Raw genomic sequence first — 25985 nt, 5'->3', positions numbered from 1 at the left:
ACAATCTATTTTGGAGGTTCGACCATGACACAGACGCTGGCCGACAAGACCATCCTGATGTCGGGAGGCAGCCGCGGCATCGGACTCGCCATCGCTCTGCGCGCGGCTCGCGACGGTGCGAACGTGGTGATGCTCGCCAAGACCGCCGTGCCGCATCCGAAGCTCGAAGGCACGGTCCACACCGCCGTTGACGAGATTGAGCGCGCGGGCGGCAAGGGGCTGGCCGTCGTCGGTGACGTCCGCGACGAGGACGATGTGCGCACCGCTGTCAACGCGGCGGTCAGCGCCTTCGGTGGCATAGACATCGTGGTGAACAACGCCAGCGCCATCGACCTGTCGTCGTCGGAGCAGCTGGAGATGAAGCGGTACGACCTGATGCAGGACATCAACACGCGCGGCACGTTCCTGCTGAGCAAGGCCGCTATCCCGCACCTGCGCAAAGCGGGCAACCCGCATATCCTCACGCTCTCCCCGCCGTTGAACCTCGCGCCGCACTGGGTGGGGAAGCACCTCGGTTACACGCTGTCGAAGTACGGCATGAGTCTGTGCACCATCGGGCTCGCCGAGGAGCTCGCCGCCGACGGCATCGCCGCCAACTCGTTGTGGCCGCGGACCCTGATCGACACGGCCGCCGTGCGCAACGTGGTCGGCGGCGCCGGACAAGCCCGTAGTCCGCGGATCATGGCGGACGCCGCGTACGCCATCCTCACGCGTGACGCGCGGAAGTGCACCGCCAACCTGTTCATCGACGACGAGGTCCTGTCGGACGAGGGCGTCACCGACCTGTCCGTCTACAGCCCTGCCGACTTCGAAGGCGATCTCGCGCTCGACATATTCGTCGATCCGGCCTGATCCCACACTGCTCAGTCGATGAACGCGAGGGCGTTCTCGATGCCCTTCGCAATGCCCTTCTCGAGGACCTCATCGGCGAGCTTCGAGTCGAAGGCGGCGCGGGACAGCTGCAGCGACCTGGGCCTTCGCAGCGGTCGAACTAGTCGAGCAGGGCCCGGAGGGACATCCGAGGCCGCACTGGTCCCGGTGCTCGGGCGACAGATAGCCGAGAACGAGATCCTCGAAGCTGGGCAGCCGGGCCGCAGAGTGCCGCGCCGCGCCGCCTGCATGCGTAGCTCCTCTACGACGACGTTGGCGACGAGGTCGGCCCCTGATGCCACAGGATCCTCTGACGCCACAGGATCCTCCGTTCATTCCGCAGGGCCATTGCCTTGCACGTCATCCCGAGCCTATGGTCTGTCGAATGTAATGTTATGACTCACATTTGATGGCGCCGTCAGAGTCAGAGATGAGGCATGCCGTGAGTGACGTCCCCTTCCAGCCCGCAGTGGAGCAGTCACGCGCGCTGGCCGCGGGTGAGATCTCGAGCCGAGAACTCGTCGAGCTCTATCTTGAGCGGATCGCCACCCATAGCACCGTGTTGAACGCGGTGGTGACCCTTGACCCCGAGCGGGCCCGTCGCGAGGCCGGGGAAGCGGACGCCGCGCGGGCGGCCGGGCGAGACCTCGGTCCTCTGCACGGTGTGCCCATCACGGTCAAGGACAGCTTCGAGACAGCCGGGATGCGCACCGTCTGCGGGCGAACAGACCTCAAGGACTACGTGCCCGACCAGGACGCCGAGGCGGTCAAGCGGCTGCGTTCGGCCGGTGCCGTGATCATGGGGAAGAGCAACATGCCTCCGGGTAACCAGGACGTCCAGGCCGACAACCCGGTGTTCGGTCCTTCATCGAACCCGTGGGACACGACCCGTACCTCGGGCGGATCCGCCGGGGGCGGCGCCGTCGCCACCGCCGCGGGCCTAACGGCGTTCGACTTCGGCTCGGAAATCGGCGGATCGACCAGGATCCCGTCCCACTTCAACGGCCTGTACGGGCACAAGTCGACCTGGCGGTCCATACCCCTCATCGGGCATGTGCCCTACGGCCCGGGCCCGGGACGATGGACCGAGGCCGACATGGGCTGCGGCGGCGCGCAGGTCCGCGACGCCCGTGACCTCGTCCCGATCTTGCGGGCAACGGTCGGGCCCGCCGACTACGACGGCGGTTTCAGCTACACACTCGCACCGCCGCGCGCGACCAAGCTCGCCGACTTCCGGGTCGCCGTCTGGAGTGAGGATCCCGCGTGTCCCGTCGACAGCGACGTCGCGGCAGCCGTGGACGATGCAGTCACTGTGCTGCGGGCGGCCGGCGCGAAGATCACGGTCCAGCCCGCCGGCCTCCCTGTCGACATCGCGACGAATCACGAGAAGGCCTTCCAGCCCCTGCTCTTCGGCGCGGGCGACCGCACCGGCCTCGCTCCTGCCTCCAGCGCCGCGGTGCTGGCCCGGTTCGTCCAGCACCCGCGGGGTGACGCCGGTCCCGCCCTGCTCGGAACCTTCCAGTCCCACTATCACTGGCTGCAGGCCCACATGGTGCGCAATGAGATCCGGCAGCGATGGTTCGAGTTCTTCCAGGACTTCGACATCGTGCTCATGCCGGTCACCCCGACGGCCGCCCCCGCCCACCACAACAAGCTGATCGACTGGTTCGGGCGGCCATTCGAAGTCGAAGGTGTGCGACGCCCTTACTGGGACCAGGTCAAGTGGAGCGCCGTCGCCAACGTCTCCGGGGGGCCGGCGACGACCATCCCGGTGCGCCGAGGCAGGAGCGGACTGCCCATCGGTCTGCAGGCCATGGGCCCGAGCGGGGGCGATCTCACCACCATCGAGTTCGCCGCCCTGCTGGGCCGGGAAGTAGACGGCTTCGTGCCGCCTCCGGCCTTCGTCCAGACCCCCACCACTGGACCCTGACCACCCGCCCGAAGACCCCGAAGAACGACGATGCACGGCTTGAGCCGCAACGCGTCACGACTGCTGACGGATTCCGCGTCCCGCTACCCGGAACGCACCGCGATCGTCTTCGGCGACGACCGCATCACGTACGAGGCCCTCGACGCCGCGGCCAACCGGGGGGCGAACCTGCTCGTCTCGCGCGGGATCCAGCCCGGGGACAAGGTCGCGCTGTCCTGCCCCGATTCTCCGGCATCTACTTCGGCATCCTCAAGGCCGGCACCGCGGTCGTGCCGCTGAACGCGCTGTTGCAGGGCCGCGAGGTCGCCTACCACCTCACCGACTCCGACGCGAAGGGCGTACTTCGCCTTCGAGGGCACCCCGGAGCTGCCGATCGGAAAGGCCGCCTGGAAGGGATTCCGCGAGAGGGCGGACTGCACCCAGTTCTTCCTGATCGAGAGCGGCGGCGCGCCGTAGTCCGGGAACGAGACGCCGGAGTCCTACACCTCGGTCGTAGCCGAGCAGCCCCTGACGTTCCGGACGGTCGAACGCGACGAAGACGACACAGCGGTAGTCCCCTACACGTCCGGCACCACCGGCCACCCCAAGCGCAGAGCTGCGTCACCGCAACGTGTATGACAACGCGCTCGCCGGCATCGACCTGTTCGTTTTGAGGGGGCAGCGCCCTGTTACATGTTGATCATGTGGCCCGCGAGGCCGTGGACGGCTTCCTTGACCGCCTCGCCCAGGGTGGGGTGGGCGTGGACGTTGCGGGCGACCTCATGGACGGTGAGGTCCCACTGCTGGGCCAGGGTCAGCTCGGGAAGGAGTTCGGTGACGTCGGGGCCGATGAGGTGGCCGCCGAGGAGTTCGCCGTACTTGCCGTCGCTGATCAGCTTCACGAAGCCGCCCGCGTCGCCCAGGCCGTGGGCCTTGGCGTTCGCGGTGAACGGGAACTTGGCGACCTGGACGTCGTACCCCTTCTCCCTCGCCTGCGCCTCGGTGTAGCCGAAGCTGGCGATCTGCGGCTGGCAGAAGGTGGATCGCGGGATCATCACGTAGTCCAGCTCCATGGTCTCCGCGTCCGCGATCGTCTCGGCGGCGACCACGCCCATCGCCTCGGCGGCGTGCGCGAGCATCAGCTTCGCGGTGACGTCGCCGATGGCGTAGATGTGCGGTACGGAGGTGCGGCAGCGGCCGTCCACGTCGATCGCGCCGCGCTCGGTGACGCGGACGCCGGTGTTCTCCAGGCCGTATCCGGTGACGTTCGGGGCGAAGCCGATGGCCTGCAGGACCTTGTCGGCCTCCAGCACCTGCTGGGTGCCGTCCTTGCCGGTGACGGTGACTCGGACCTGCGGGCCGGACTCGTCAATCGACTCGACGCGGGTCGAGGTGAGCACGTCGATGCCCAACTTCCGGTACTGCTTGGCCAGTTCGGCGGAGACCTCGGCGTCCTCCAGCGGGGCGATACGGTCCAGGAACTCGACGACAGTGACCTTGACGCCGTAGTTGTGCAGCACATAGGCGAACTCGACGCCGATGGCCCCGGCGCCGGCGATCACGATCGACTGCGGCAGGTCCTCGGCGAGGATCTGCTCCTCGTACGTCACCACGCGCGCGCTGCGCTTGGTGCCGGGCAGCAGCTTGGGGGTCGCCCCGGCGGCGATGATGCAGTTCTCGAAGCCGATGGTGCGGGTGTTGCCGTCGTAGTCGGCCACCTGGAGTGTGTGCGGGTCGAGGAACGAGCCGCGTCCGCTGATTTCGGTGATCTTGTTCTTTTTCATCAGGTAGTGGACGCCCTTGACCCGGCCGTCCGCGACCTTCCGACTACGGCGGAATGCCTCCCCGTAGTCGAAGGAGACCTCACCATCGACCTTGATGCCAAAGGTCTCCGCCTCGCGCGTGAAGACGTGCGCCAGTTCGGCGTTGCGCAGCAGGGCCTTGGTGGGGATGCAGCCCACGTTCAGGCATACGCCGCCCCAGTACCTCTCCTCGACGACCGCTACGCGCTTGCCCAGTTGGGCGGCCCTGACGGCGGCTACGTACCCGCCCGGGCCCGCGCCGAGTACGACGACGTCGAAGTGCTCACCCTGCTCGTCCATGGACCATTCCTTTCCACTGGGACGGTCGACTCCACGTCGGTGGCCGACTCGCTCCCGATCGCACAACCTGTTCGTCAACTCAGTCGCTGTGATTCAACGCCCCGATGCCGTGATCCATGCCCGCGCAGCGATCACCGACGTGCCGAGGCCCCGTCGACTTCGTGTACTCCCGCCTCGGCGGCGCCGAGCCTGAGGGTGTCGAGCCCGAAGGCCGCGACCGGACCGTGCACACCGGGCTTGAGGACGGCATCCGGCGCCGCCGCATGGACTGCACCCCACGCCAGGAGGGAGCCCGTCATCTCGTAGGGATCGGGTCCGGTGAGGGCCGTCGTGGCCAGGGGACGACCGTGGCCGTCGCGGGCGACCGCGATCACCAGGGAACGGCCGTCGGTGTCCGGCTCACGATGTGCTCCCGGGAGCCTCCCGGACCACCGCGTCAGAGCAGCCCGCACCTTCGCCGACCTCAGCAAGGGCGCCTGGAGCATGGCGGCGATCTGTACCGGACGCGTCCACCGCCCGAGCCAGCCCATCCCCACCTCGACGCTCTCCAGCCGAGGGAAGACCTCGGGCAGGCCGAGATGCTCCGTGCCCGGGACGGTCATGGCCGGGCGTCGCACACCGGCGTAGCGGAAGGTGAGGACACGCTTGGCGGCCCGCTCGTCGACCAGTCGGGAAGAGGCTCCAGGACCTGGGGAGCGGTAGGCGAACCCGTCCTCGGCCACCGCGGCGACCAGCGTCTGGCGCGTGCCACCCGTGGTCAGGTCCCAGGAGTCGCGCAGGGTGCTCCGGTAATGCAGCTCACTCCCGCGCCCCGAACGGGTGATGAAGTAGCCGATCTCGACATGGCATGCGCGCTCGCCCGCCTGTTCCAGGGCCAGGGCGCCGGCGAGGTTGCCGGGCACGTAGTCGTAGCCGAACGCGGGCACGAGAGTCGCTCCCCGGGCGGCCGCGACGGAGTCCAGTTCAAGGAGGACCCGGCGGGCGAAGGGGCCCTCCCCCGTGGAGTCGAAGTAGCGCGCTCCCGCCCGCGCGGCGGCCGTGACCGTGGCCATGCCCAGTTGCATGAACGGCCCGACCGTGGAGACGACCACATCGCTGGGGCCCAGAAGGCGCGTGAGGCGGGCGGAAGAGGTGACGTCCACTTCCGCCACCGGCAGTTCCGCCTCGAAGCGGTCGGCCAGGGTCAGCATCTTCGTTCGGCTTCGCCCGACCAAGGTCGGCTTCTCACCTCGTGCGAGCAGTTCCCTGAGAACTCGCCGCCCGGTGTACCCCGTCGCACCCAGCAACAGGATTCTGCGCTTTTCCACGGCTACGTCTGCCTTCCGGAGGGCACTGTCACGACGACCACTGACCGACCACGAGTCATTCACTGACTTCAGGTCATTGAATATACGATGGTCAACATGAGAGGGCCAAACCGACGACAGTTGTATGCGGAGCAGACCCGGGCGGACCTGGTGGCGGCCGCGCGCAAACTCTTCGTCGACAACGGGTTCGCGGACACGTCGGTGGAGGCCATCACCGCGGCGGCGCAAGTGAGCAAGGGCACCTTCTACCACCACTTCCCGGACAAGAAGGCGATGTTCGCCGAGCTCTACACGCAGTTGCTCCAGCCGGTCGGAGCGCTCGCCGACGCGGCGTCCGAGGCGATCCGTGCGACACCGGGCAAGCCTGCCTTGACCGCCGTGTCGAACCTCACGCACGCCTTCTTGCGGCGGACCATCGACGATCCCCTGCATCGAGAGCTCATGGCCCAGGCGCCCTCGGTGCTGGTGGAGCAGTACCGGCACATCAACGACACGGTGGCCCAGCCGCCGATCGAACGGCTCTTGACTGTCCTGGCCGAACGCGGTGACGTGGAATCGGATGTTCCGGTCGCCACCGTCGCCCGCCTGCTGTTGGCCGTCCTGTGCGAGGGTAACCAGATCATCGCCGCCGCGGCGGACCGGGAGGACGCCCTGGCCAGGACGTTCCACACGATCACCCTGCTGATGTCGGGCCTGGCGGCGGACGGCGTCAGCGCGCCCGGTTGACGTCGACCAACGCCTGCAACAGCACTCCTCGACCGCACCCGGCCGTGCCGCTACCGTGCCGCCTCGTTCTCGATGTCACGGACCAGGTCGATGGCCCGGCCGATAGTGGTGAGCCGAGCGTCGAGGGTCTCTCCGGCCGGATAGAAACGTACGGTGTCCACACCGGCGTCGCGCCACACGCGCAGCCGTTGGCGCACCATGCCCTCGGTTCCGATCAGAGTGGTCGCCAGCACCATTTCGTCGGTGACCAGGCCGGCCGCGCCGTCCCGGTCACCGGCCTGCCAACGTGTGACGACTTCGGCCGCCACCTCGGCCCAACCCTGGCGGCTGTAGGCGTTGTTGTAGAAGTTCGTGGTCGCGGAACCCATGCCGCCGAGGCTGAAGGCAAGTTCCTTCTTGCGTCCGGCCACCATCGCGCTCAGCGCGTCCTCGTCGTCCGCGAAGGCGACCTCGGCGCCTTGGCAGATGTCGAGGTCGGCACGGGCGCGACCGGCGGCGGCAAGGCCCTGGTCCAGGTGGTCGAAGTACGCCTCCTTGGCGCCCTCGGGCACGAAACTGGTGCCCAGCCACCCATCGGCGATCTCACCGGTCAGGTGCAGCATCTTCGGCGAGAGAGTGGCGAGGTAGACCGGAATGTCATGCTCGGCACGCATCGACAGACGCATGGGCTTCGCCTGCCCGCCCGGCAGCGGAATCCGGAACTCCTTTCCTGAGTAGGAGACTTTGCCGCCCGCGGCGGCCTCCCGCACGATCTCGACGGTCTCCCGCATCCGCACCAGCGGCCGGGCGAAGGGCACGCCGTGCAGCCCCTCGATCACCTGCGGCCCGGAGGGGCCCAGGCCGAGAAGGAAGCGCCCCTCGGAGATCTGCGACAGTGTGATCGCGGCGCGGGCGATGGCCATCGGCGTGCGGGTGCCGAGTTGGATGATTCCGGATCCGAGGAGCATGCGCTCGGTCTTCGCCGCGAGGTAGCCCAACGGCGAGGGGGCCTCGGAGCCCCACGCCTCCGCCACCCAGCAGATGTCAAGACCGAGCTTCTCCGCCTCGGTGACATAGGCGACGATCTCCCGCCAGTCGCCCCCGGAAGCCTCGATCGTGGTGGAGGTACGCATCAGAGCCTCGCCTCGCCCGCGGGCCGGGCCCTCTCGGCCAGCTTCTTGATCTCTTCGAGGGTGATGGTCATGTTGGCCTCGAACTCCCGCATGCGCACGAAGACGATCTTCTGCTCCTTCTCCGGCATGCGATCGATGGCGAAGGAGAGGCCCGAACGGGCCGGCCCCATCTGCATCCATTCGCTCAGCAGAGTGCCACCGCCCTGCGGCTCCAACGTGAACCGCCAGATCGCCGTCGGGTTCTGCGGGTTCTCGACGGCCCAGGCAAGCAGCCTCGGCGGCTCGCACTCGACGATGTGGGAGGTGGTGGCCCACTCCCCGAGTGCCTCGTGCTTGCTCCGGCCGATGAACCGGGCTCCCAGGGCAGGGGCGGTCCTGCCGTCCAGCCATTCGACGGACTGCAGTTCGGAGCTCATACGCGGCATCAACTCGATGTCGGACACGAGCGTCCACACCTGTTCGGGCGGGGCCGCGATCCAGGTGCGGACCTCCACCGTCGGCTTGTCCGCATAGCGCGCGCCTGTCCACTCCATGTTTCCTGCAGCCTCCATGCCGATCCGAGAACTCCCATGACCTGACGTGACCAGTAAAGTTGCGTAGATGGACTCACCTGTCAAGGGAAAGCGCAGCCCCGGCAGAGCCGCTGAGTCAGCCGGCGAAACGCTCCCGCACATCCGGCCGTTCGGCCAGGTGTGGCGGATAGCCGGGGCCCATCCGAGGACTGGTGTTCTCCGCGGTCATCTGCTCACCGCAGGAAGAACACACCACCTCGGCGTGGGCTTCCTGTCCGCAGGCCTCGTGACGCATGACTACCGGCGGGCCCTGTTCACCGGACAGCCAGCGGTCCCCCCACCGGTTCATCACCAGCAGCACACCGTAGAAGTCGCGCCCCTTCTCCGTGAGCACGTAGTCGTACCGAACCGGCTCCGTCTGGTACGGCCGTTTCTCCAGCAGCCCCTCGTCCACCAGCCGGCGCAACCGGTCCGTCAATGTGTTGCGCGCGATCCCCAGTGACACCTGGAACGCGTCGAACCGCCGGATTCCGTAGAACGCCTCACGCAGCACCAACGGCGTCCACCAGTCCCCGAGCAGGTCCATGGTGCGTGCGATCGAGCAGGGCCAGTGCGCAAAGGATGTCCGCCTCATGACCGTCAGCTTAGGTTCGTCCAGTCGTAGGACCCAGCAGGTGGAGCGTTGACAATTCATCCGCGCGACATCTTGCGCTCGAAAAATAACGAAGTTATGTTGCGGCCATGAAACGTGACTTGCTGGGCAGAAAGCTGGTTGTCACCGGAGCGGCGCGCGGCATCGGCGAGAAGGTGGCCCGCCTGGCCATCGCCCGAGGCGCTCAGGTGGCCTTGATCGGACTGGAGCCCGATCGGCTCCGTGACCTCGCCCGCGAGCTGGGCCCCGCCGCTTCCTGGCGGGAGGCCGATGTGCGCGACGGCGCCGTCCTGCGGTCAGCGATCGACGAGGCTGCGGGGGTCATGGGCGGCATCGATCTGGTCGTCGCCAATGCCGGCGTCGTGGCGTACGGGACCGTGCGACAGACGGACGAGGCGTCGTTCGAGCGGGTCCTGGACATCAATCTGAACGGTGTCTTCCGGACCCTCAAGTACGTGACGCCCCATCTGGAGCGCAGCCGGGGACACGTGCTGGTCGTGGCGTCCGCGCTGTCCTTCATGCCGCTGGCGGCGATGGCCTCCTACGGCGCCAGCAAGGCTGCGGCCGAGCTGCTCGCCCTGACCTACCGCCAGGAGGTGGCGCACCTCGGCGTCACGGTCGGCCTGGTGCACCCCTCTTGGATCGACACGGATCTCGTCCGGGGCGCCGAGGCGGACCTCCCCTCGTTCCAGGGCCTGCGCAACCGACTTCCCTACCCGGGCAATGTCACCACGAGTGCCGACCGGGCGGCTGCCGCGATCGTCGACGGGCTCGTGCGCCGCCGCAGCCGTGTGTACGTCCCGCGCGCGGTCGTCGTGGCCAACTGGGCCAAGGCAGCGCTGAATTCGCCACTGGCCTGGCCATGGGCGAGGCGCTTCGCGGCCCGTGCCGTTCCGTCCCTCGAACGGGAGGTCGCGGCGCTGGGGAGGCATGACCAACTCACGCCGGGCACCGGTACCTCTGCCGCGGAGACCAAGTCGCCCTAGCCGCACATAAGCAGTCCCGCGCGGGACCGCGACCTGCCCTGCCCTGCCGACTCTCACCGACCTTGAACGATCGAGTCGTAAAGGCGCGCGCCCGCCTCGTGCGAGGCTTCGGCCCGTTCCCGCTCGTCGCCCAGACCGACAGAGAAGTTCACGCCCATCGGCCGCATCACCTGCGCCACGGGGTCCTCGAACTCGCCGAAGTGCTCGGCCAGCTCAAGGGTGATGTACCCGTGGACCAGACTCCACAACTGGGCGGCTATGACTTCAGGTTTCTGCCGCTCGGCCCTGCCCGAGTCCACGAGCCGTTGACATGCCGCGGCGATATGGACGTGGGCATCCCTGAAGGCCGGCGAATGGCCGCTCAAGCGAAGGTCCGCGTCCGACAGCGGCCGGTACGTCGCACGAGTGGACAGGCCGAACATCAGGTCATACAGGTGAGGGTTCTCGTGGGCCACTCGGCGGCAGGTCAAAGCCATGGCGAAGAGATCCGCGATCGGATCATCCGTCACCGGCACCTGGGCGAACGCCCCGGCGAGCTCCCTGAAGCCGTGGTCGGCGACGGCGCGCATCAGCTCGGGGATCCCACCGAAGTGGCCGTAGACGACCATCGTCGACAGCCCGCTCGCGGACGCCACCGTACGCGCCTTGATGGCCGACGGCCCCTGTTCGGCCAGCAGACCGACAGCGGCTCGCACCAGCCGCTCCGGTGCGTCATCGAGCTTCGGCCGCCCTGCCATGCCTCTCGCGCCTCCACCATTGACACTCTTGAAATAACTTGGTTATGTAACTCGTCACGGCAATAGTACACATCTCGAGCGACGTGCCGTTTCGGACACGGGGCGCGCCTCCCCGGACGGGCTTTCACGCACTGTCCCAGATTCCTGGCGCCGGCAGCCCCTCCCTCACTCGCTTTGCACTCCCCCATGAACCCAGCACGGGAGCAGAATCCATGCCATACAAAGACAAGGGTCATCTGGAGATCGAGGACCGCGGAGCCGTCCTTGTCGTCCGGGTCGACGGCGGCCCGCACCAGTTGTTCGGCCTCGACATCGCCCGGCAGCTGGACAAGCTGGTGACCCGGGTCGACCGCGATCCGAGCGTCCGTGCCGTCGTCTTCACCGGGGCACATCCCGAGCGGTTCGTCAGCCATGCCGCGGTCCAGTGGCTGCAGGAAGAGGGCGCCACGAGCCCTACGGTCGGCCGGCGCGGTGCCGCCGCCGTCGTACGCATGGCCAAGCACGTGGACCGGTCCCGTCTCCTCGGGCCCGTGATGCGCAGGACCCCGATGCGCGGAGCCCTCCAGCTGGAGCGCCTGCACACGACCTACCTCCGGATGAACGCCAGCGGTGTCCTCTTCGTCGCCGCCCTCAACGGTTCGGCTCTCGGCCTCGGCGCCGAGTTCGCCTGGGCCTGCGATTTGCGGGTCATGGCCGACGGGGACTTCTTCATCGGCCAGCCCGAAATCCTCCTCGGCATCATCCCGGGCGGAGGCGGCACCCAGCGGCTGACCCGCCTGATCGGCACCCACCGGTCCCTGGCCGCGATCCTCGAAGGCAAGCCGTTCACGCCCGCGGAGGCGCTCGCCAACGGGGCGGTCGACAAGGTCGTACCCCAGGACAAGGTCGTCGCGCAGGCGGTCGAACTCGCGGAGCACTTCGGCCGACGGTCGAAGGGGTCGGTCGCGGCCGCCAAGAGGTCGGTGTACTTCGGCGGCTCGATGTCCCTGGAGGACGGACTCCACGTCGAACGCGCCGAGTTCTTCACCAGAGTCATGTCGAAGGACGGTCAGGAACTGATGCTCGACTACATGAAGACGACGGACGCCACCGGCGAGCTCCCGCTCTACGCCCCGGACACCTACGCCCAGGCGCTCGCCTCGGGCAGCGTGCCCGGGCAGCGCTCGACGAAGTCGACGCGGCGGTGAGCCGACGATGACCACTGCGCACTCCTTCACCCGTCACGACATCACCTTCCCCTCCGGCGACAGCACCTGTGCCGGATGGCTCTACCTCCCGACCGGCGTCACCTCCCCGCCCGTCGTCATCCTCGGGCACGGCCTCGGCGCCACCCGCGAGATGCGCCTGGACGCCTTCGCCGAGCGTTTCGCCCAGGCCGGCATCGCCGCCGTGGCCTTCACCTACCGGCACTTCGGCGACAGCGGCGGCCACCCGCGCCAGCTCCTGTCGATCAAGCGTCAGCTCGCCGACTGGGACGCCGCCATCGCCTACGTCAAGGGCCGCCCCGACGTCGACCGCTCCCGCGTCGCGGTGTGGGGCAGCTCCTTCGGCGGAGGCCATGCCATCACCGTCGCCTCTCGGCATCCCGAACTGCGCGCGGCCGTGTCCCAGTGCCCGTTCACCGATGGTCTCGCCTCCGCGCTCGCGCTCGGCCCGGTCGCCTCGCTCAGGATGACCCCCGTGGTCGCTCGGGACATGGCGGCCAGACTGCGCGGCAAGGCACCCGCGATGGTTCCCATCGCCTCCGCCCCCGGTTCGCCGGCCCTCATGAACGCTCCGGACGCCCTGCCCGGATATCAGGCGCTGCAACCGGCGGGGACGACGTTCCGCAACGAGGTGGCGGCACGGGTCATTCCGACCATCGCCACCTACCGGCCCGGGCGTGCGGCGAAGAAGGTCGCCATGCCGATCCTCTTCTGCGTCAGCAACACCGACTCCGTCACGCCTCCCGCCCAGACCCTCAGGTACGCGCGCACCGCACCCCGGGGAGAGATCAAGAGGTACGACGCCGGCCACTTCGACTTCTACACCGGCGAGACCTTCGAGGCCCTGGTCCGCGACCAGGTCGAGTTCCTCACTCGGCAGTTGCACCCCGCGTCGGCATCGACTCCTTGACCGGACCGCACAACACCGAGACAGGTACGCCCGCCATGAACTTCGCTTCACTGCCCGACCGCCGCGCCGCTCACGACCCCGATGGGGCAGCGGTCTCGGACGGGCGCCAGTCACTCACCAACGCCCAGTTGCTGGACCGCGTCCGTGCCGCAGCGCTTCAGCTCCAGGACCTCGGCATCGGTCCCGGCGATGTCGTGGCCCTCAAGCTGACGAACCGCATCGAGTTCGTGCTGCTGTTGTTCGCCGCCTGGCGGATCGGCGCCACCATCACGCCGGTCAACCCGAGCATGACCGACGTCGAGGTGGACCGACAGGTCAAGGACTCCGGTGCGCGTCTGCTGGTGGTCGAAGACCACGCGGCACCCGTCACAGACGGTACTGCCGTACTCGCCGTCGGCGCACTGTATAAGGAAGGGGCGAGTTCGGATCACGCACCGCATGTGGACTCGTCCGCGCTGGCTCTTCTCATATACACCAGCGGCACCACCGGGACGCCCAAGGGCGTGATGCTGGACCACGCCAACATCGACGCCATGACGGAGATGGGCCGCCTGTCCCTGGACATCGGGCCCGCCGACCGGTGCCTGCTGATCCTGCCGCTCTTCCACGTCAACGGCATCGTGGTCAGCATTCTCACGCCTCTTCTCGCGGGGGCGAGCGTCGTCATCGCGGGCGGCCGGTTCGACCCACACAGCTTCTTCGACCTCGTCGAGCAGGAGCGCCCCACCTTCTTCAGCGCCGTGCCGACGATCTACGGCATGCTCGCTGCGCTCCCGGACGACGTGCGGCCCGACACATCGTCGCTGAGGTTCGGAGTCTGTGGCGCCGCACCTGCCTCCGCCGAACTGCTGAACCGGTTCGAAGCCCGCTACGGGTTCCCTCTTGTCGAGGGGTACGGCCTGTCCGAAGGAACCTGCGGGTCCACCGTCAACCCCGTCGCGGGCCCGCGACGTGCCGGCACCGTGGGACTTCCCTTCCCCGGCCAGCAGATTCGGATCGTCGACGCCGAAGGTACCGAGGTGGGGCCGGGCACGGACGGTGAGGTCCTCGTGAAGGGCCCCAACGTCATGCGTGGCTACCTCGGCCGCCCTGAGGAAACGGCCAGAGTCATCGTCGACGGCTGGTTGCACACGGGCGATGTGGGTCACCTCGACGCCGAGGGCTATCTGACCCTGGTCGGGCGCTCGAAAGACATGATCATCCGCGGCGGGGAGAACATCTACCCCAAGGAAATCGAGGACGTCCTCACAGGCGACCCATCGGTGCTCGAAGCTGCCGTGATCGGCGTACCCGACGAGAAGTGGGGAGAGGTGGTCGTGGCCTACATACAGCCGCGACCAGGCATGACCGTGGATCCGACGGCCCTGCGGGAGCTCTGTGCGCGCAACCTCACCGGCTTCAAGCGTCCGACCGAGTTCTTCGTGGTGGAGGCCATAGCGAAGAACGCGGTCGGGAAGATCGACAAAGCCTCCTTGCGCGCTGCCCACGTCGCGGCTTCCTGAGATTCACCGCGCGCCGAGCCTGGATGCCCAGGCAGCACACATCCGACAGCGCGGCCGCGGGGGACGCTTCGGCGGGTGTCCCGGTCTCGGCCCGGATCTGACTGCGTGGCGGCCCGACCGGAAGCAACTGGGCCGCCCCTCGGTCCGGGAGGCGGCTCGGACGACTTGCCCCGGCCGGCCAGTGAGACTGTGGAACCGCAGGGGCGCCGCTCTCGTCGTGGTGGCTGGGTCACCGACTCGCCTCGTGGGCCAGGAACGACCGCAAATGGCCCAGCAGTGCATCTGGTTGCTCTTCCGGGATGAAGTGGCCGCACTCCGGGATTTCTGCTCCGGTGACGTCGTCCGCGTAGGCGCGCCAGATCTCCAGCGTCGGCAGGCGGGAGGGCAGCCCTGTGGAACCCCAGAGCGCCAGTACCGGCATGGTGAGGCGGCGGCCCTCGGCGGCGTCGATGTCGTCGAGGGCGACGTCCTGCTCCATGGCGCGGTAGTCGTCGAAACTCGCGCGCATGGCACCAGGGCGGGAGAAGGCTCGGACATATCTGTCGACCGCTTCGGGTGTCAGCCCGTGCCGGTTATAGGTCCACCGCTCGAAGAAGTACTCGAGATACCCGCGTACGTCGTGCCCCACGAGCCGCTCGGGAAGGTCCGGCTGCATCTGGAACAGCCAGTGCCAGTACCCGGAGGCGAGCGAGGCGTCCAGCCGGCGGAACATCTCCCGGGTCGGCACGATGTCGAGCACAGCCAGCCGCTCCACCTGATCGGGGCGGTCCAGCGCCCAGCGGTGCCCCACGCGAGCGCCCCGGTCGTGACCCACGACGGCGGTCGTCTCGAAACCGAGTGCTTCGACGAGGCTCGCCATGTCGGCGGCCATCCGCCGCTTGTCGTATCCGGTCGAGGGCTTGTCGCTCAGGCCGTAGCCACGCAGGTCGGGTGCCACAACGGTGTGGTCTGCGGCAAGATCCGCCAGCACCGGCTGCCAGCAGTCGGAGGTCTGCGGCCAGCCGTGGAGCAGGACGAGCAGAGGACCGGATCCCGCTCGGAGGTAGTGCAGGCGGACCCCGTCCACCTGCGTCACGCCTGTGGTCACAGTGGGCTGTCCCATGGATGCGCCTCCCCGGCATGAACTAACCCTCTTAGGGGGTTAAACCTAACGTGCAGAATGAAGGCGTGACAACGGACGACAGGTGGATCTGGGACGGCGGGCGGGTCTGTCTGGACTTCACCAACACCCTCCGCCACCGGTGGCGGCCCACGCCGGGGGAGACGCTCCGGAACCCGGGTGATCTCACCCTCTGGCTTCAGCGGGCCGGACTGCTCACACCGGGCATCCCGGATCCCGTGGATGCCGCCGTCCTGGCATCGGGCCGACGGCTGCGCGAGGCGGTCGACCGGGCCGTACTCGCGGTCTCCGACGGCCGACTGCCCTCCTCCAGCGACGTCGTGCTGCTCAACGAATCGGCAGCACAGGTGCCCCGGCCGGCGCCGCAAATCACCATCAAGGGCGGCCACTTGGAGCCCGCCGGCACCACGACCATGGCACCTGATTCCGCGACCGCGCTGGCACTGATCGCGCAGGACGCCGTAGACCTGCTCCTGTCGACCGAGATCCGGCGCGTACGCGTGTGCGGCGCGGACACGTGCGCCCTACGCTTCCTGGACCGCTCGCCCGCCCACAACCGCCGCTGGTGCTCGATGTCCCGCTGCGGCAACCGCACCAAAGTCCGCCTCCACCAGGCCCGAGCCAGACGGAGTGAGCGCACCCCGGCGGACTGAGCCCACCCGGACTCCTGCCGCCACCGCGCTCAGCTCACTCCGCGGGCCTCAGACGAAATGCGGGGCCGGGGACACTCTCGATGTCCTCCGCCTGCACGGCGTGGCCGCGTTCGCAGCGGATCTGGGCATCGACGTGCGCACCGCATCCGCGGTGTCGCGTCAGTACGGCCGGGCCCTCCGGGTCGGCGCGGTAGCGGTCGCCCCACTGCAGGAGCCCCATCACGGCCGGGACCAGATCCACGCCCTTGGGTGTGATCACGTACTTCGGCCGACTCCGCGAACCCGGCTCCTTGTAGGTCTCGGTGGCCAGGATCCCTTCCTCGACAAGCATCCGGAGCCGGGCAGCGAGAAGGTTGCGGGGACAGCCCAGGACCCGTTCGAAGTCACTGAAGCGGGACGAGCCGTACCAGACCTCGCGCAGGATCAGGATCGTCCACTTCTCCCCCACGACCTCAAGGGTCCGGGCGATCGAGCAGTTCGACATGTCCCGGTCGAGTCGGGTGTCCATGCCGGCGTCCTGAAGAGCTTCCGTCCTCGCATCCATGGGGGTGATTCTAACCCGACCTGAGTTTACTTTTCCATACTCAACAAGTAGCGTCATGACCACACGCAGACGACCGAGAAGATCACATGGAAAGGCGGCCGACATGAAGGCATTCGTCGTCGAAAAGTACGGCAAGGACGGCGTGCGCGCCGCCGAGGTACCCGAGCCCAGCGTCGGTGACCGCGATGTTCTGGTCAGGGTGAGCGCCGCGAGCATCAACCCGCTGGACAAGATGGTCCGCAACGGGGAGTTCAAACAGCTGTTGAAGTACAAGCCTCCGTTCGTGCTCGGTCATGACGTGGCCGGCGTCGTGACGCGGGTCGGTTCCGCCGTGCGCGGCTTCGAAGTCGGCGACGAGGTCTACGCCCGTCCGCGCGACCTGCGGATCGGAGGCTTCGCGGAGTACATCGCGATCGACATGGACGACGTCGCGCCCAAGCCGGTCTCGCTCACCCCGCAGGAGGCGGCCGCGGTGCCGCTGGTGGCCCTGGCCGCCTGGCAGGTCCTCGTGGACCAGGCCCATGTGAAGCCGGGTCAGAAGGTGCTCGTCCACGCCGGTGCCGGCGGACTCGGATCGACGGTCATCCAGCTCGCCAAACACCTCGGTGCCACCGTGGCGACGACCGCGAGCACTGATTCCGAGAAGCTGGTCCGAAGCCTGGGTGCCGACGTCGTCGTCGACTACACCAAAGAGGACTTCTCCAAGGTGCTGTCCGGCTACGACCTGGTGCTGGACGCCGTGGGCGGGGCGAACCTGGAGAAGTCGCTGACCGTGCTGAAGCCCGGCGGCCTGGCTGTGAGCGTCGTGGGCCCGCCGGACGCCGGGTTCGCCAGGCAGCTCGGCGCTCCCTCCTTCCTGGGGCTGGTCATGAACGTGCTCAGTCGCAAGATCCGCAAGCAGGCGAAGGCCCTGGGCGTTCGCTACCAGTTCTTCTTCATGCAGGCCAATGGCTCCCAGTTGCGCGAGCTCGGCGCCCTCTACGACAGCGGGAAGCTCCGCCCGGTCATCGACAGCACCTTCCCGTTCGATCAGACGCTCGAGGCGATGGCTTACGTCGAGCAGGGTCGCACCACGGCCGGCAAGGTCGTGGTCTCGATGACGCCCGACAGCAACTGAGATCAGGCCGGTCACACGGCATCCTCCTGGCATGATCACGCGGGGCCGACGACGCGACGGCAGGGGCGAGAGGCGCTCGCCGCGTCGGGAGGAACACCATCGACGGCTCGCGTGTCCCGACGCTCATGACGGACACGGGAGTTGTCCAACGGCGTCCTCTGCTCCGGCCCCGAATCCGAGGGCTGCCGGCGGCCGCAACAGTCTGCGGAGCCCCGTGCCCCGAGTGCCTTGGATTGCATCCAGGGAAGTGGTGTACGGGTTCGACCTGATCCGGGGTTTGCTCCGGCATCGGGTCGGTGCCCGCATAGATGAACGGCCATCGGCTGATCTTCGAGTTGTCGAAGCCCGAAGGACGTCAGCACGATGACCGCACCTGCCAGTGCGCCCGCACGCCCTCGCCGAGGACAACCTCGCCGCGCCGAGTCCCGATCTGCTGCGCGCGACGGGCTGAACGTTCGCCGACACGCTCATGCCCGGGACCTGCGCACATACGTGGCCTTCCTGTGGTTCACGCGACGCAGGCGGGACCGGCGTGACGCGTCCATGGACCACCGAGCGGCGTTCGAGTGGCGGCGGCGTCGTGATGAGCGTGGCCCTCGTTCGGAAAGGCGAGTTGGGACCGGGAGGTGTCCACGGTCAACGACTTCTACCTGTGGGCAGGACGTCGTCAGGGCCGATCCCATCCGTCAGCGCGCGGGCTTCGGTGTGGTCGCCGTGGCGGGACGGGGCTGGCGGCACGATGGTGCGGCAAGTGCCGGCCGCGGCACTACGCCGCCCTGGTCGACGTGCGCTTCCGGCCCCGCATCCCGGCGCCGGCCCGGCCTGCGACGCCGACGGAACCCTCCGGATCCGACGTACGTACGGAAGCCAACCTGAGCCGGCCACGGAAGGAGAACACCGACCTGCGCGCACTCTGGCTCTGTACGAGGAGGCCATCCGCCGGCCGGCTCTCGAAATCGGCGCACTGCACAGCGGCGGCACCGTTCTTCCACTGCCAACCGCAGCAGGCCCGCGCCGCCCGGGCCCTCCTGAATCCGACACCCCCCAGGCGCCTGGCGTGCGAAAGGACGTCGGGCGTGGCGCGCAGCCGACTACCGATGATCAAGGAATCACCTCCTGGACGGCGGACGAGATCCAGAGGCGTTGCGCTGATGACCGAGCTCGGGCAGTTCGGCGGCGGCGGTCAGGCCCTGTACGACCCCGTCTCGGCGAGCGGAGCCTCAGGGACCGGTCCGGCGACTATCCCCGCCGCCCCCGGGCCGACTCGCCCAGCGGACCGGCCCGGGGCACGCTGGAAGGAGCGGCGTCGCCCACGTCGTCAAGGCCAGCAGCGAGGGCGTCGAGTGGCTCTGCCCGGATACCACGATCGAGCGGATCGCCGCCCAGTGGCTGGACCTCAGGCGCTCCTCGTCGTGGTCACCGACGGCGCGGCCGGCGCCCACGTCTTCGACGCCCGTGCGGCACGTATCAGCCGTCCCGGCCGGAGGGTCGCGGCGGTGGACACCGTGGGAGCGGGCAGGGCAGCCGGGCGACGGCGCACCCCGCCTCGCTCACGGAGGATGCGCCTACCTCGGCCAGCCGCTCCGGCGGCCGGGGTCCGGCCTGCCGGATTCTCGCGCACGGACCAGGCGTCAGCGACTGCACCGAAGCCTTGCAGGCGTTACTCGTCGAGGAACTGAATGGCGTGCTTCAGAAACCGCTCGGGATACTGGAACTGCGCTCCATGCCCGGCATCGGGGTAGATCAGCAGCTGAGCGTTGGGGATGTTCTGGGCGAGGTGCCAGGAGTTGATCGAAGCGATCATCACGTCGTTCTCGCCGTTGAGGACCAGCGTCGGCTGGGTGATCGCGTTCAGGTGGGCGTAGGGGTTCTCGCCCGGCAGCGGTTCCGCGTAGGCCATAGTCGCTTCGAACTGCGCCTGTGCGACCGCGGGCGAGCTCGGCGGGTCCTGGTCGACCCGCTGGTGACGGCGCTCCCAGAAGGCCTTGCCCGCTTGCTTCGCGGCTTCCGAGCGGCCGAAGAACAGGAAGAGGAAGTCCTCCAGGGTGGGGACCGGGTTCAGGGCGTACTGAGGCACCTGGGGGTCACTTGTCGGGTCCCCGCCTCGGAGGCCGGTGCCGAGCAGGAGGAGCTTGCGCACCAGCTGGGGGTGGCGCAGCGTGACTTCCTGCGCCTGGAAACCGCCGAGCGAGAAGCCGAGCAGGTCGACCTGCTCCAGCCCCAGTGCCCGGATGACCGCGGCGATGTCGTCGGCCATGTCCTCGATCCGATTACGGGGCGTGCCCGATGACGAGGCGACGCCGCGGCCGTTGAACAGGACGACCTCACGGCCTTCCGCCAAGCCGTCGGTGAGCAGCGGGTCCCAGTTGTCCATCCCTCCACGGAAGTGCTGGACCAGGAAGATCGGGACGCCCGAGGGCTTGCCCCAGCGCCGGTAGGCGAACCGGTCGCCGTCAACCTCGATGTACTGAGTCGGTGCGGTCACATGCGTGTCACTCATGGCCTGAGCCTTTCTGGAGGGGGTGAGCAATACGATGACGATCGTAATCTAAAAAGTCAACCTCTTCGATGTCGATCGACATCTATGTATGCTGGACCGTCGAGCGCCGATCGACGAAGGGACGGCTGGACATGCGGGTCACCAAGGCACAGGCAGAGCAGAACCGTGCCCACATCGTCGCGACAGCCTCCAGGCTGTTCCGTGAGCGCGGCTATGACGGTGTCGGTGTGGCAGAGCTGATGGCGGCCGCCGGGTTCACCCACGGCGGGTTCTACAAGCACTTCCGCTCCAAGGCCGACCTGATGGCCGAAGCGTCCGCGAGCGGGCTCTCGCAGACCGTGGCACGGGCACAAGGTCTGGACCCCGCCGAGTTCGTCGAGCGCTACGTCTCGCGGGAGCATCGCGACGGGCGCAGCGACGGCTGCACCATCGCGGCCCTCGGCGGCGACGCCGCACGTCAGCCGGCGGACATCAGAACAGAGTTCGCAGCCGGGATCGAGAACCTGCTGACGGCCCTTCAGCCCCAAGGCGATACACCGGGAGATGCGGACCAGCGCGCGGCCCGCATGATGGTGATCGACATGCTCGCCCATTCGGTCGGCGCGATCATGTTGTCGCGGGCATGCCCGGACGGCTCTCCGCTGGCGGACGAGATCCTCGATGTCTGCCGCAAGGAGATTCTCGCGTCACTGGCACAGGTCAACAGCGACCAGCTGGCGGCAAGCAGTCCGGAGACCTGACCGCAGCCGACCGACGCAAGCCCAGCCCAATACCTTGAACAGCACGAGGCCAGCTCCCAATTACCTCAGCACTAACACCGGCAGCACCACCCCGCCGCCCTTTCGGGCGACCATTTTCAACGCGGTCCAGGCGCGGGGTGGGAGTGTGACCCGACGCCGTACAGGTGGGCAATCTCGGGAATCCCAGCAGCACGCGGTGGCGGTAGCCCTCCGGCCGGCCGCCCCAGCCGTCCAGTCGTACCGGTATGGGCAGCAACGTCCGGATGACCTGCCATTCGGGGATTCGGGCCATACCGCAACCGAGGACTGCCCGGATGGTCACCCGGGCCGGAGACCGGGCCGCACTTCAGCGAGGCAGCAGGACCTCGACCTGCCCCCGGATGTCCTGCACGATCTCCTCCACGCTCAAGGCGATGTTCACGCTCACCGCCATGCTGAGGAACATCACGGCGGACACGATGTGTGCCAGCGTCGCGGCGTCGCCCTCGGTGACCCGCTCGTCTCGGCGCAGCACGGCGGCGACGGCCTCCTCGGTCTGCGCGACGATGGCGAGTGCCGCGCCGTGCCGGGGCTCCTCGGGGTCACCGAAGACCATCTCTCGCAGGTAGGTGCGTCCGTTGTCGATCTGGACGCGGTTGCACTCGACGATCGGCCGGACGATCGCCAGCACCGCGTCCAGCACGCCTGGGACGGTCTCGGCGTCCGCCCGGCCCCGCTCAAGTGCTTCGACGTACTTGGCGTTCTGGACAAGGAGGAGGAGTTCGCCCTTGGTCTTGGCATAAAGGAACAGGGTCCCGGTGCCGATGTCGGCCTTGTCCGCGATCTGCTGGGTCGTGACCTCATCGACGCCGTGCTCGGCGAACAGATCACTGGCGGCAGCGACAATGCGGTCGAGTTTCTCCTGCTTGTTCCGCTCGCGCCGTCCGAGAGGCATGGCGGTGTCCTCCAGGAATAGATTCTGACTGTAATCAGTTATGATTGTACTCAATGTCATGTGGGCTCGAATGTGGCTCCGCTCATTCTCCCATCGCGGGGCGATGTGTCCTTGCCCCATCCGTGCGCAGCCACGTACTTCACATCCCCCTCGGAAAGAAGGAACCCATGCCCTCCCTCGATGGAGCAGTCGTCCTCGTCACCGGCGCCAATGGCGGTATCGGCACCCACTTCGTCCACGACGCCCTGGCGCGCGGCGCCGTCAAGGTCTACGCCACCGCCCGCTCCCCCCGCGCCTGGGACGACGACCGCATCGTCCCCCTGACCCTTGACGTGACCGACCGCACGTCGATCGACGCGGCCGTGGCCGCCGCGGCGGATGTCACCGTGCTCGTCAACAACGCGGGCGCCACCCCGCCGAGCGCGAGCCTGCTGGACGTCACCGAGGCAGACATCCGGGCGAACATGGAGACGAACTTCTTCGGACCGGTCTTCCTCGCCCGCGCCTTCGCACCGATCCTCGCCGCCAACAAGGGGTCAGTCCTCATCGACGTGCACTCCGTTGCCAGCTGGTATGCCTTCGGCGGCGCCTACAGCGCCTCCAAGGCCGCACTGTGGTCGGCCACCAACTCGCTGCGCATCGAGTTCGCACCCATGGGCGTCCACGTGACGGGGGTGCACATGGGCTACGTCGACACCGATATGGCCGCGCACGCCGACGGCCCCAAGATGCTGCCGACACAGCTGGTGACGACCGTCTACGACGCCGTCGAGGCCGGAGAATACGAGGTCCTGGCCGACGACTTGACCAAGGGGGTCAAGGCGGCTCTGAGCGGCCCGGTCGAGGCGCTTTACCCGGACCTGCACAGCACGGAAGCCTGAGCTTGTTGTTCGGTCCCGACGCGATCTCTTCACGTCGGGGACCCAGTGATCCATGGCGTGCGAACGGTCGGCCGACCAGTGTCCAGAAGCGGTGCACCGTCGCGGCCATCGAGCGGTGGAGGACATCGGCGGTCGATCCGGCAGCAGCCCGATCCGACCATCGTGCCGAAGACGTCGGAAATCAGGTGGGCCCCGCGGCAAATGAGGACGGACGCAGCATCCGCTGCATCCGTGCTCACTTTCTGATGGGTGTCAGCTTTGCTGGTTGGCGATGCCGATGTAGTGCCCGAGACGGTACTCGAAGTCGATGCCGGCCTGTTCGACGACGGCCTGCGTGCCTGCGGCCCGGGTGAGGAAACCGGGAAGCGTGAGGGAGTGGGCGAACTCGCCGTACGCGGCGACCAGGTCCCCGTCCGGGGGCAGGGTTGCCCGGTTGATCTGGGCTTTGGCCGAGGCGAGTGAGGCGCGGTCGAAGGAGGCGAGTCGGGCGGCGACGGTGCCGACGAAGGCGTCGAGTTCGCTGTCGGGGAGGGCGCGGGTGATCCAGCCCCAGCGTTCGGCGGTGTCGGCGTCGTAGTCGTCGCTGGTGAGGATGGCTTCCAGGGCGCGGTCGCGTCCGATGGCCCGGGGCAGGCGTTCGCTGCCACCACCGCCGGGCAGCAGTCCGCTGCCGACCTCGGGCTGTCCGAAGATCGCCTTCTCACGACTGGCGTAGCGCAGATCGAGAGCGAGGGCGAGCTCGTTCCCGCCGCCGCGGGTGCGTCCACGGATGACCGCGATCGTGATGTACGGCGCTTTGGAGAGTTCCAGGACCAGATTCGTCCAGGCCGGCACCGCGTCCGGGTCCTCGGGGGCGGGGAAGTCGGCAGCGGCGGCCAGGTCGAAGTGGTTGTAGAAGAAGTCGGGGGTGGCGCTGTCGAACAGCACGACCTGGATGTCCGGGTCAGTGGCCAGTTCGGTGACGATCTCGATGAGGCGCAGGACGGTCTCGCCGACGATGAGGTTGACGGGCGGGTTGGCGAAGGTGATCTTCGCGATCTGCGGTGAGGTGCGCTCGTAGTGGATGGTGCTCTGCTGCTCGCTCATGGCTGGCTCCGGATGCGTGGTGGGTATCAGACGGCGATTGGGGTGCGAGGAGGGCAAGGAAGCCGGGGCGGATGGATGTGCCGAGCAGATCCGGCGGTCCCGTTTCCCGTCTGCGCTGCTCACTCCTGGTAGTGCGGGAGGATCTCGCCGTTCTTGACGTAGGTGAGGGCGGCGGCGACGTCGTAGGCGTGGATCGCGGAGACCTGCGGTGCCAGCCGGTCGGACAGGTCCTCGATCGCGTTGCCGCTGAAGAAGGCGTCCCGTGCCGCGGTGTCGGTGAACCCGAGGCTGACCGAGGCGTGGAAGCGCTGGTCGTGGGGGTTGTCGTGGGCGACGTCCGGGGTGTCCCAGAGCTTTTTCGTCCAGGGCAGGAACGTCTGCGTGCGCAGTTCCTTCAGCACTCCGGTGCCGGCGAGCGCGGGGGCGAGCTCCTCGTTGACGAACTTCCGCAAGGCGCCGGCGCCGACCCCGTCCCTGCGGCGCAGGTAGATCAGCGCGCGGGCACCGACCGTCTCTCCGGGGCCCGCGACGTCGTACCACCGGGAGGAGTTCGGCGGGCCGGCGTAGAGCAGGGTGCGGCGGAACACGTTGATCTCGTCGGCGTAGGCCAGCTTCTTCTGCTTGCGCCCTTTCAGGGGTGCAAGCGCCGATTGGAAGGTGACTTCCGCGACGCCGTCGATCTTCCGGTCGGCGGGGATCGCGGTCTGGACCCCGTCGATGGCCGGCCACAGGCCCGTGTTCTGCTCGGCGAGGTGGATCTGCCGGTACTCCTCCAGCCCCGGGGTGGCGGAGATGATCCCTGAGTGCGGGCCCTTCCAGTGGTCCATGCCGGTCTGGCGGGGCTGGTCGGTGCGCACCCACAGCAGGATCGAGGAGGTGAGAGGCTTCTTCACTTCCGGGGGCGCGGCGACCGGCGACGTGCTCATGATGTTGCCCTTTTCCTGGCCAGATGGCGGTCATCGGGCCAGGAACTCGACCGCCACGGGGGCGAACCGGTCGTGGTACTGGAAGATGCCGCCGTGCCCGGAGTCGGGGTAGATGATCAGCTCACTGCCCTTGATGCGCCGGTGCAGGTCCTCCGACAGGACCGACGGCACCATGCGGTCGTTGTCGCCGTTGGCGATCAGGGTGGGCTGCGTGATCGACGACAGGTCGTCGGGGGCGGAGCGCCCCCACTTCTTGATCGCCTTCAGCTGCGTCTGGAACGCCTTGGTCTTGATGTCCGCGTCGCGGTCGACGGTGCGCTCCTTGAGCCGGTTGACGAACGCGCGTGCGGCGGGCTTGCCGGTGGCATTGCGGTTGAAGAACAGGAACTCCTTGGGGTCCGAACGGGTCAACGTGGCACGCAGGATGTCCCAGTAGGTGACTCTGGCGACCTTGTCCATGTCCTTGCCGCCCTTGGGCCCGGTGCCGGTGAGGACCAGCTTGCGGACGAGCTCGGGGTGCTTCACCACCAGGGCCTGGGCGACCATGCCGCCGAGGGAGAACGAGAAGACGTCGATCTTGTCGAACCCGAGGGCCCTGATGAAGGTGTAGGCGTCGTCGGCCATCGCCTCGACACTGTCCGGCACCTGGCCGGTGGACGCCCCGACACCGCGGTTGTCGAAGGCGATGACGTGACGTCCCTTCGCGATGGGGTCGATGATGCGGGGGTCCCAGTTGTCCAGGGTCGCGGCGAGGTGGACGAAGAAGACGACGGGGATGCCGCCCTTCGGTCCCAGCTCGCGGTAGGCGTAGGTGACGCCGCCTGCGCGGACGGTGCGGGCCGGGGCCTTCGCGTAGGAGGTGATGACGGGTTCGTTCGGGGCGTCTGTGCTGCTCATGACCGATTCTCCTTGGGTGTTCTGTGTCGCTGTGTGTTTCGTGTCGCCCGTCGCGGT

The 25985-nt window shown here is 68.1% G+C and carries 26 protein-coding genes; 13 read left to right on the top strand and 13 right to left on the bottom strand.

Features of this window, described 5'->3' with window-relative positions; translation table 11 throughout:
• Nucleotides 1-24 precede the first annotated feature (24 nt).
• The 4 genes from FB563_RS40325 (at nt 25) to FB563_RS45345 (ending at nt 3418) form a co-directional block, all read left to right on the top strand.
• Nucleotides 25-852: an SDR family oxidoreductase gene (locus FB563_RS40325; RefSeq protein ID WP_055705458.1), complete on the top strand. Its 828-nt coding sequence runs from the start codon at nt 25-27 to the stop codon at nt 850-852.
• 460 nt (nt 853-1312) lie between these two features.
• Complete coding sequence (locus tag FB563_RS40320) at nt 1313-2800, top strand: amidase (protein ID WP_199832774.1); 1488 nt, start codon at nt 1313-1315, stop codon at nt 2798-2800.
• Between the two features lie 39 nt (nt 2801-2839).
• On the top strand, nt 2840-3079 hold the full coding sequence (locus tag FB563_RS43655; protein ID WP_199832775.1) for an AMP-binding protein: 240 nt from the start codon (nt 2840-2842) through the stop codon (nt 3077-3079).
• A 228-nt stretch (nt 3080-3307) separates the two neighbouring features.
• Complete coding sequence (locus FB563_RS45345; protein WP_324613857.1) at nt 3308-3418, top strand: AMP-binding protein; 111 nt, start codon at nt 3308-3310, stop codon at nt 3416-3418.
• A 50-nt stretch (nt 3419-3468) separates the two neighbouring features.
• Here the strand turns inward: FB563_RS45345 and lpdA are convergent, their stop codons facing one another.
• Together lpdA and FB563_RS40305 are read right to left on the bottom strand one after the other, a co-directional pair.
• Nucleotides 3469-4881: a dihydrolipoyl dehydrogenase gene (gene lpdA / locus FB563_RS40310; RefSeq protein WP_055705462.1), complete on the bottom strand. Its 1413-nt coding sequence runs from the start codon at nt 4879-4881 to the stop codon at nt 3469-3471.
• Between the two features lie 131 nt (nt 4882-5012).
• Nucleotides 5013-6188 carry a saccharopine dehydrogenase NADP-binding domain-containing protein gene (locus FB563_RS40305; protein ID WP_063797050.1) on the bottom strand — a complete coding sequence of 392 codons (1176 nt, stop codon included), beginning with the start codon at nt 6186-6188 and terminating at the stop codon, nt 5013-5015.
• 96 nt (nt 6189-6284) lie between these two features.
• Here FB563_RS40305 and FB563_RS40300 point away from each other — a divergent pair, with 96 nt between their 5' ends.
• The gene (locus FB563_RS40300) at nt 6285-6914 is read left to right on the top strand and encodes a TetR/AcrR family transcriptional regulator (RefSeq protein WP_159045478.1); all 630 of its coding nucleotides are present in this window, start codon (nt 6285-6287) and stop codon (nt 6912-6914) included.
• 50 nt (nt 6915-6964) lie between these two features.
• Here the strand turns inward: FB563_RS40300 and FB563_RS40295 are convergent, their stop codons facing one another.
• The 3 genes from FB563_RS40295 to FB563_RS40285 form a co-directional block, all read right to left on the bottom strand.
• Nucleotides 6965-8026: an LLM class flavin-dependent oxidoreductase gene (locus tag FB563_RS40295; RefSeq protein WP_055705464.1), complete on the bottom strand. Its 1062-nt coding sequence runs from the start codon at nt 8024-8026 to the stop codon at nt 6965-6967.
• Nucleotides 8026-8559 (bottom strand): SRPBCC family protein, encoded by a 534-nt coding sequence (locus FB563_RS40290; RefSeq protein ID WP_055705465.1) that lies wholly within the window; start codon nt 8557-8559, stop codon nt 8026-8028. The genes FB563_RS40295 and FB563_RS40290 overlap by 1 nt, the downstream gene beginning before the upstream one ends.
• A gap of 115 nt (nt 8560-8674) precedes the next feature.
• Entirely contained in the window at nt 8675-9172 is a 498-nt protein-coding gene (locus tag FB563_RS40285; RefSeq protein ID WP_055705466.1) for a winged helix-turn-helix transcriptional regulator, read from the bottom strand.
• Between the two features lie 107 nt (nt 9173-9279).
• Here FB563_RS40285 and FB563_RS40280 point away from each other — a divergent pair, with 107 nt between their 5' ends.
• Nucleotides 9280-10176, top strand: a complete 897-nt coding sequence (locus tag FB563_RS40280) for an SDR family oxidoreductase (protein ID WP_055705467.1) — start codon at nt 9280-9282, stop codon at nt 10174-10176.
• Between the two features lie 53 nt (nt 10177-10229).
• Here the strand turns inward: FB563_RS40280 and FB563_RS40275 are convergent, their stop codons facing one another.
• Complete coding sequence (locus tag FB563_RS40275) at nt 10230-10913, bottom strand: TetR/AcrR family transcriptional regulator (RefSeq protein ID WP_055705468.1); 684 nt, start codon at nt 10911-10913, stop codon at nt 10230-10232.
• A 212-nt stretch (nt 10914-11125) separates the two neighbouring features.
• On the opposite strand from FB563_RS40275, the gene FB563_RS45055 reads away from it, so the two are divergent.
• The 3 genes from FB563_RS45055 to FB563_RS40260 are packed head-to-tail and all read left to right on the top strand — an operon-like array spanning nt 11126 to nt 14530.
• Entirely contained in the window at nt 11126-12100 is a 975-nt protein-coding gene (locus FB563_RS45055; protein WP_055705469.1) for an enoyl-CoA hydratase/isomerase family protein, read from the top strand.
• Nucleotides 12101-12107: 7 nt separating this feature from the next.
• Nucleotides 12108-13028 carry an alpha/beta hydrolase gene (locus FB563_RS40265; RefSeq protein ID WP_055705470.1) on the top strand — a complete coding sequence of 307 codons (921 nt, stop codon included), beginning with the start codon at nt 12108-12110 and terminating at the stop codon, nt 13026-13028.
• 35 nt (nt 13029-13063) lie between these two features.
• Entirely contained in the window at nt 13064-14530 is a 1467-nt protein-coding gene (locus FB563_RS40260) for a class I adenylate-forming enzyme family protein (RefSeq protein WP_055705471.1), read from the top strand.
• A gap of 229 nt (nt 14531-14759) precedes the next feature.
• Here the strand turns inward: FB563_RS40260 and FB563_RS40255 are convergent, their stop codons facing one another.
• A complete protein-coding gene (locus FB563_RS40255) occupies nt 14760-15632 on the bottom strand; it encodes an alpha/beta fold hydrolase (RefSeq protein ID WP_055705472.1) in 873 nt (290 codons plus the stop codon).
• A gap of 65 nt (nt 15633-15697) precedes the next feature.
• Between FB563_RS40255 and FB563_RS40250 the strand changes: the two genes are divergently transcribed.
• Nucleotides 15698-16303 carry a CGNR zinc finger domain-containing protein gene (locus FB563_RS40250; RefSeq protein WP_055705473.1) on the top strand — a complete coding sequence of 202 codons (606 nt, stop codon included), beginning with the start codon at nt 15698-15700 and terminating at the stop codon, nt 16301-16303.
• Between the two features lie 34 nt (nt 16304-16337).
• Here FB563_RS40250 and FB563_RS40245 read toward each other — a convergent pair whose 3' ends face one another.
• Nucleotides 16338-16811 (bottom strand): winged helix-turn-helix transcriptional regulator, encoded by a 474-nt coding sequence (locus tag FB563_RS40245; protein ID WP_031143657.1) that lies wholly within the window; start codon nt 16809-16811, stop codon nt 16338-16340.
• 139 nt (nt 16812-16950) lie between these two features.
• Between FB563_RS40245 and FB563_RS40240 the strand changes: the two genes are divergently transcribed.
• Nucleotides 16951-17964 (top strand): NADP-dependent oxidoreductase, encoded by a 1014-nt coding sequence (locus tag FB563_RS40240; RefSeq protein WP_055705474.1) that lies wholly within the window; start codon nt 16951-16953, stop codon nt 17962-17964.
• Nucleotides 17965-19624: 1660 nt separating this feature from the next.
• Here the strand turns inward: FB563_RS40240 and FB563_RS40235 are convergent.
• Nucleotides 19625-20464, bottom strand: a complete 840-nt coding sequence (locus tag FB563_RS40235; RefSeq protein ID WP_055705476.1) for an alpha/beta fold hydrolase — start codon at nt 20462-20464, stop codon at nt 19625-19627.
• 68 nt (nt 20465-20532) lie between these two features.
• Between FB563_RS40235 and FB563_RS40230 the strand changes: the two genes are divergently transcribed.
• Entirely contained in the window at nt 20533-21204 is a 672-nt protein-coding gene (locus tag FB563_RS40230; protein ID WP_234357682.1) for a TetR/AcrR family transcriptional regulator, read from the top strand.
• Nucleotides 21205-21550: 346 nt separating this feature from the next.
• On the opposite strand, the gene FB563_RS40225 is transcribed toward FB563_RS40230, so the two are convergent.
• Nucleotides 21551-22138, bottom strand: coding sequence for a TetR/AcrR family transcriptional regulator (locus FB563_RS40225; protein ID WP_055705477.1), 588 nt, complete (start codon nt 22136-22138; stop codon nt 21551-21553).
• A 167-nt stretch (nt 22139-22305) separates the two neighbouring features.
• Between FB563_RS40225 and FB563_RS40220 the strand changes: the two genes are divergently transcribed.
• Nucleotides 22306-23019, top strand: coding sequence for an SDR family oxidoreductase (locus FB563_RS40220; protein WP_055705478.1), 714 nt, complete (start codon nt 22306-22308; stop codon nt 23017-23019).
• A 252-nt stretch (nt 23020-23271) separates the two neighbouring features.
• Here the strand turns inward: FB563_RS40220 and FB563_RS40215 are convergent, their stop codons facing one another.
• The 3 genes from FB563_RS40215 to FB563_RS40205 all read right to left on the bottom strand — a co-directional run bounded on the left by FB563_RS40215 (nt 23272) and on the right by FB563_RS40205 (nt 25928).
• Complete coding sequence (locus FB563_RS40215) at nt 23272-24105, bottom strand: enoyl-CoA hydratase/isomerase family protein (RefSeq protein ID WP_055705479.1); 834 nt, start codon at nt 24103-24105, stop codon at nt 23272-23274.
• 119 nt (nt 24106-24224) lie between these two features.
• A complete protein-coding gene (locus FB563_RS40210; RefSeq protein WP_055705480.1) occupies nt 24225-25031 on the bottom strand; it encodes a hypothetical protein in 807 nt (268 codons plus the stop codon).
• A 30-nt stretch (nt 25032-25061) separates the two neighbouring features.
• Entirely contained in the window at nt 25062-25928 is an 867-nt protein-coding gene (locus FB563_RS40205) for an alpha/beta fold hydrolase (RefSeq protein WP_055705481.1), read from the bottom strand.
• Nucleotides 25929-25985: the final 57 nt, after the last annotated feature.

Source organism: Streptomyces puniciscabiei (assembly GCF_006715785.1).
In the GTDB taxonomy this organism is placed as follows: Bacteria; Actinomycetota; Actinomycetes; order Streptomycetales; family Streptomycetaceae; genus Streptomyces; species Streptomyces puniciscabiei.
Note: the sequence above shows the minus strand (reverse complement) of the source record. Positions and strands in the feature narration are given on the sequence as shown.

Bases quoted from the DNA above. Each gene is read 5' to 3' on its own strand.
- FB563_RS40325 (WP_055705458.1), top strand. From the start codon at position 25: ATGACACAGACGCTGGCCGACAAGACCATCCTGATGTCGGGAGGCAGC.
- lpdA (WP_055705462.1), bottom strand. From the start codon at position 4,881: ATGGACGAGCAGGGTGAGCACTTCGACGTCGTCGTACTCGGCGCGGGC.
- FB563_RS40300 (WP_159045478.1), top strand. From the start codon at position 6,285: ATGAGAGGGCCAAACCGACGACAGTTGTATGCGGAGCAGACCCGGGCG.
- FB563_RS40295 (WP_055705464.1), bottom strand. From the start codon at position 8,026: ATGCGTACCTCCACCACGATCGAGGCTTCCGGGGGCGACTGGCGGGAG.
- FB563_RS40290 (WP_055705465.1), bottom strand. From the start codon at position 8,559: ATGGAGTGGACAGGCGCGCGCTATGCGGACAAGCCGACGGTGGAGGTC.
- FB563_RS40285 (WP_055705466.1), bottom strand. From the start codon at position 9,172: ATGAGGCGGACATCCTTTGCGCACTGGCCCTGCTCGATCGCACGCACC.
- FB563_RS40280 (WP_055705467.1), top strand. From the start codon at position 9,280: ATGAAACGTGACTTGCTGGGCAGAAAGCTGGTTGTCACCGGAGCGGCG.
- FB563_RS40275 (WP_055705468.1), bottom strand. From the start codon at position 10,913: ATGGCAGGGCGGCCGAAGCTCGATGACGCACCGGAGCGGCTGGTGCGA.
- FB563_RS45055 (WP_055705469.1), top strand. From the start codon at position 11,126: ATGCCATACAAAGACAAGGGTCATCTGGAGATCGAGGACCGCGGAGCC.
- FB563_RS40265 (WP_055705470.1), top strand. From the start codon at position 12,108: ATGACCACTGCGCACTCCTTCACCCGTCACGACATCACCTTCCCCTCC.
- FB563_RS40260 (WP_055705471.1), top strand. From the start codon at position 13,064: ATGAACTTCGCTTCACTGCCCGACCGCCGCGCCGCTCACGACCCCGAT.
- FB563_RS40255 (WP_055705472.1), bottom strand. From the start codon at position 15,632: ATGGGACAGCCCACTGTGACCACAGGCGTGACGCAGGTGGACGGGGTC.
- FB563_RS40245 (WP_031143657.1), bottom strand. From the start codon at position 16,811: ATGGACACCCGACTCGACCGGGACATGTCGAACTGCTCGATCGCCCGG.
- FB563_RS40240 (WP_055705474.1), top strand. From the start codon at position 16,951: ATGAAGGCATTCGTCGTCGAAAAGTACGGCAAGGACGGCGTGCGCGCC.
- FB563_RS40235 (WP_055705476.1), bottom strand. From the start codon at position 20,464: ATGAGTGACACGCATGTGACCGCACCGACTCAGTACATCGAGGTTGAC.
- FB563_RS40230 (WP_234357682.1), top strand. From the start codon at position 20,533: ATGTCGATCGACATCTATGTATGCTGGACCGTCGAGCGCCGATCGACG.
- FB563_RS40225 (WP_055705477.1), bottom strand. From the start codon at position 22,138: ATGCCTCTCGGACGGCGCGAGCGGAACAAGCAGGAGAAACTCGACCGC.
- FB563_RS40220 (WP_055705478.1), top strand. From the start codon at position 22,306: ATGCCCTCCCTCGATGGAGCAGTCGTCCTCGTCACCGGCGCCAATGGC.
- FB563_RS40215 (WP_055705479.1), bottom strand. From the start codon at position 24,105: ATGAGCGAGCAGCAGAGCACCATCCACTACGAGCGCACCTCACCGCAG.
- FB563_RS40210 (WP_055705480.1), bottom strand. From the start codon at position 25,031: ATGAGCACGTCGCCGGTCGCCGCGCCCCCGGAAGTGAAGAAGCCTCTC.
- FB563_RS40205 (WP_055705481.1), bottom strand. From the start codon at position 25,928: ATGAGCAGCACAGACGCCCCGAACGAACCCGTCATCACCTCCTACGCG.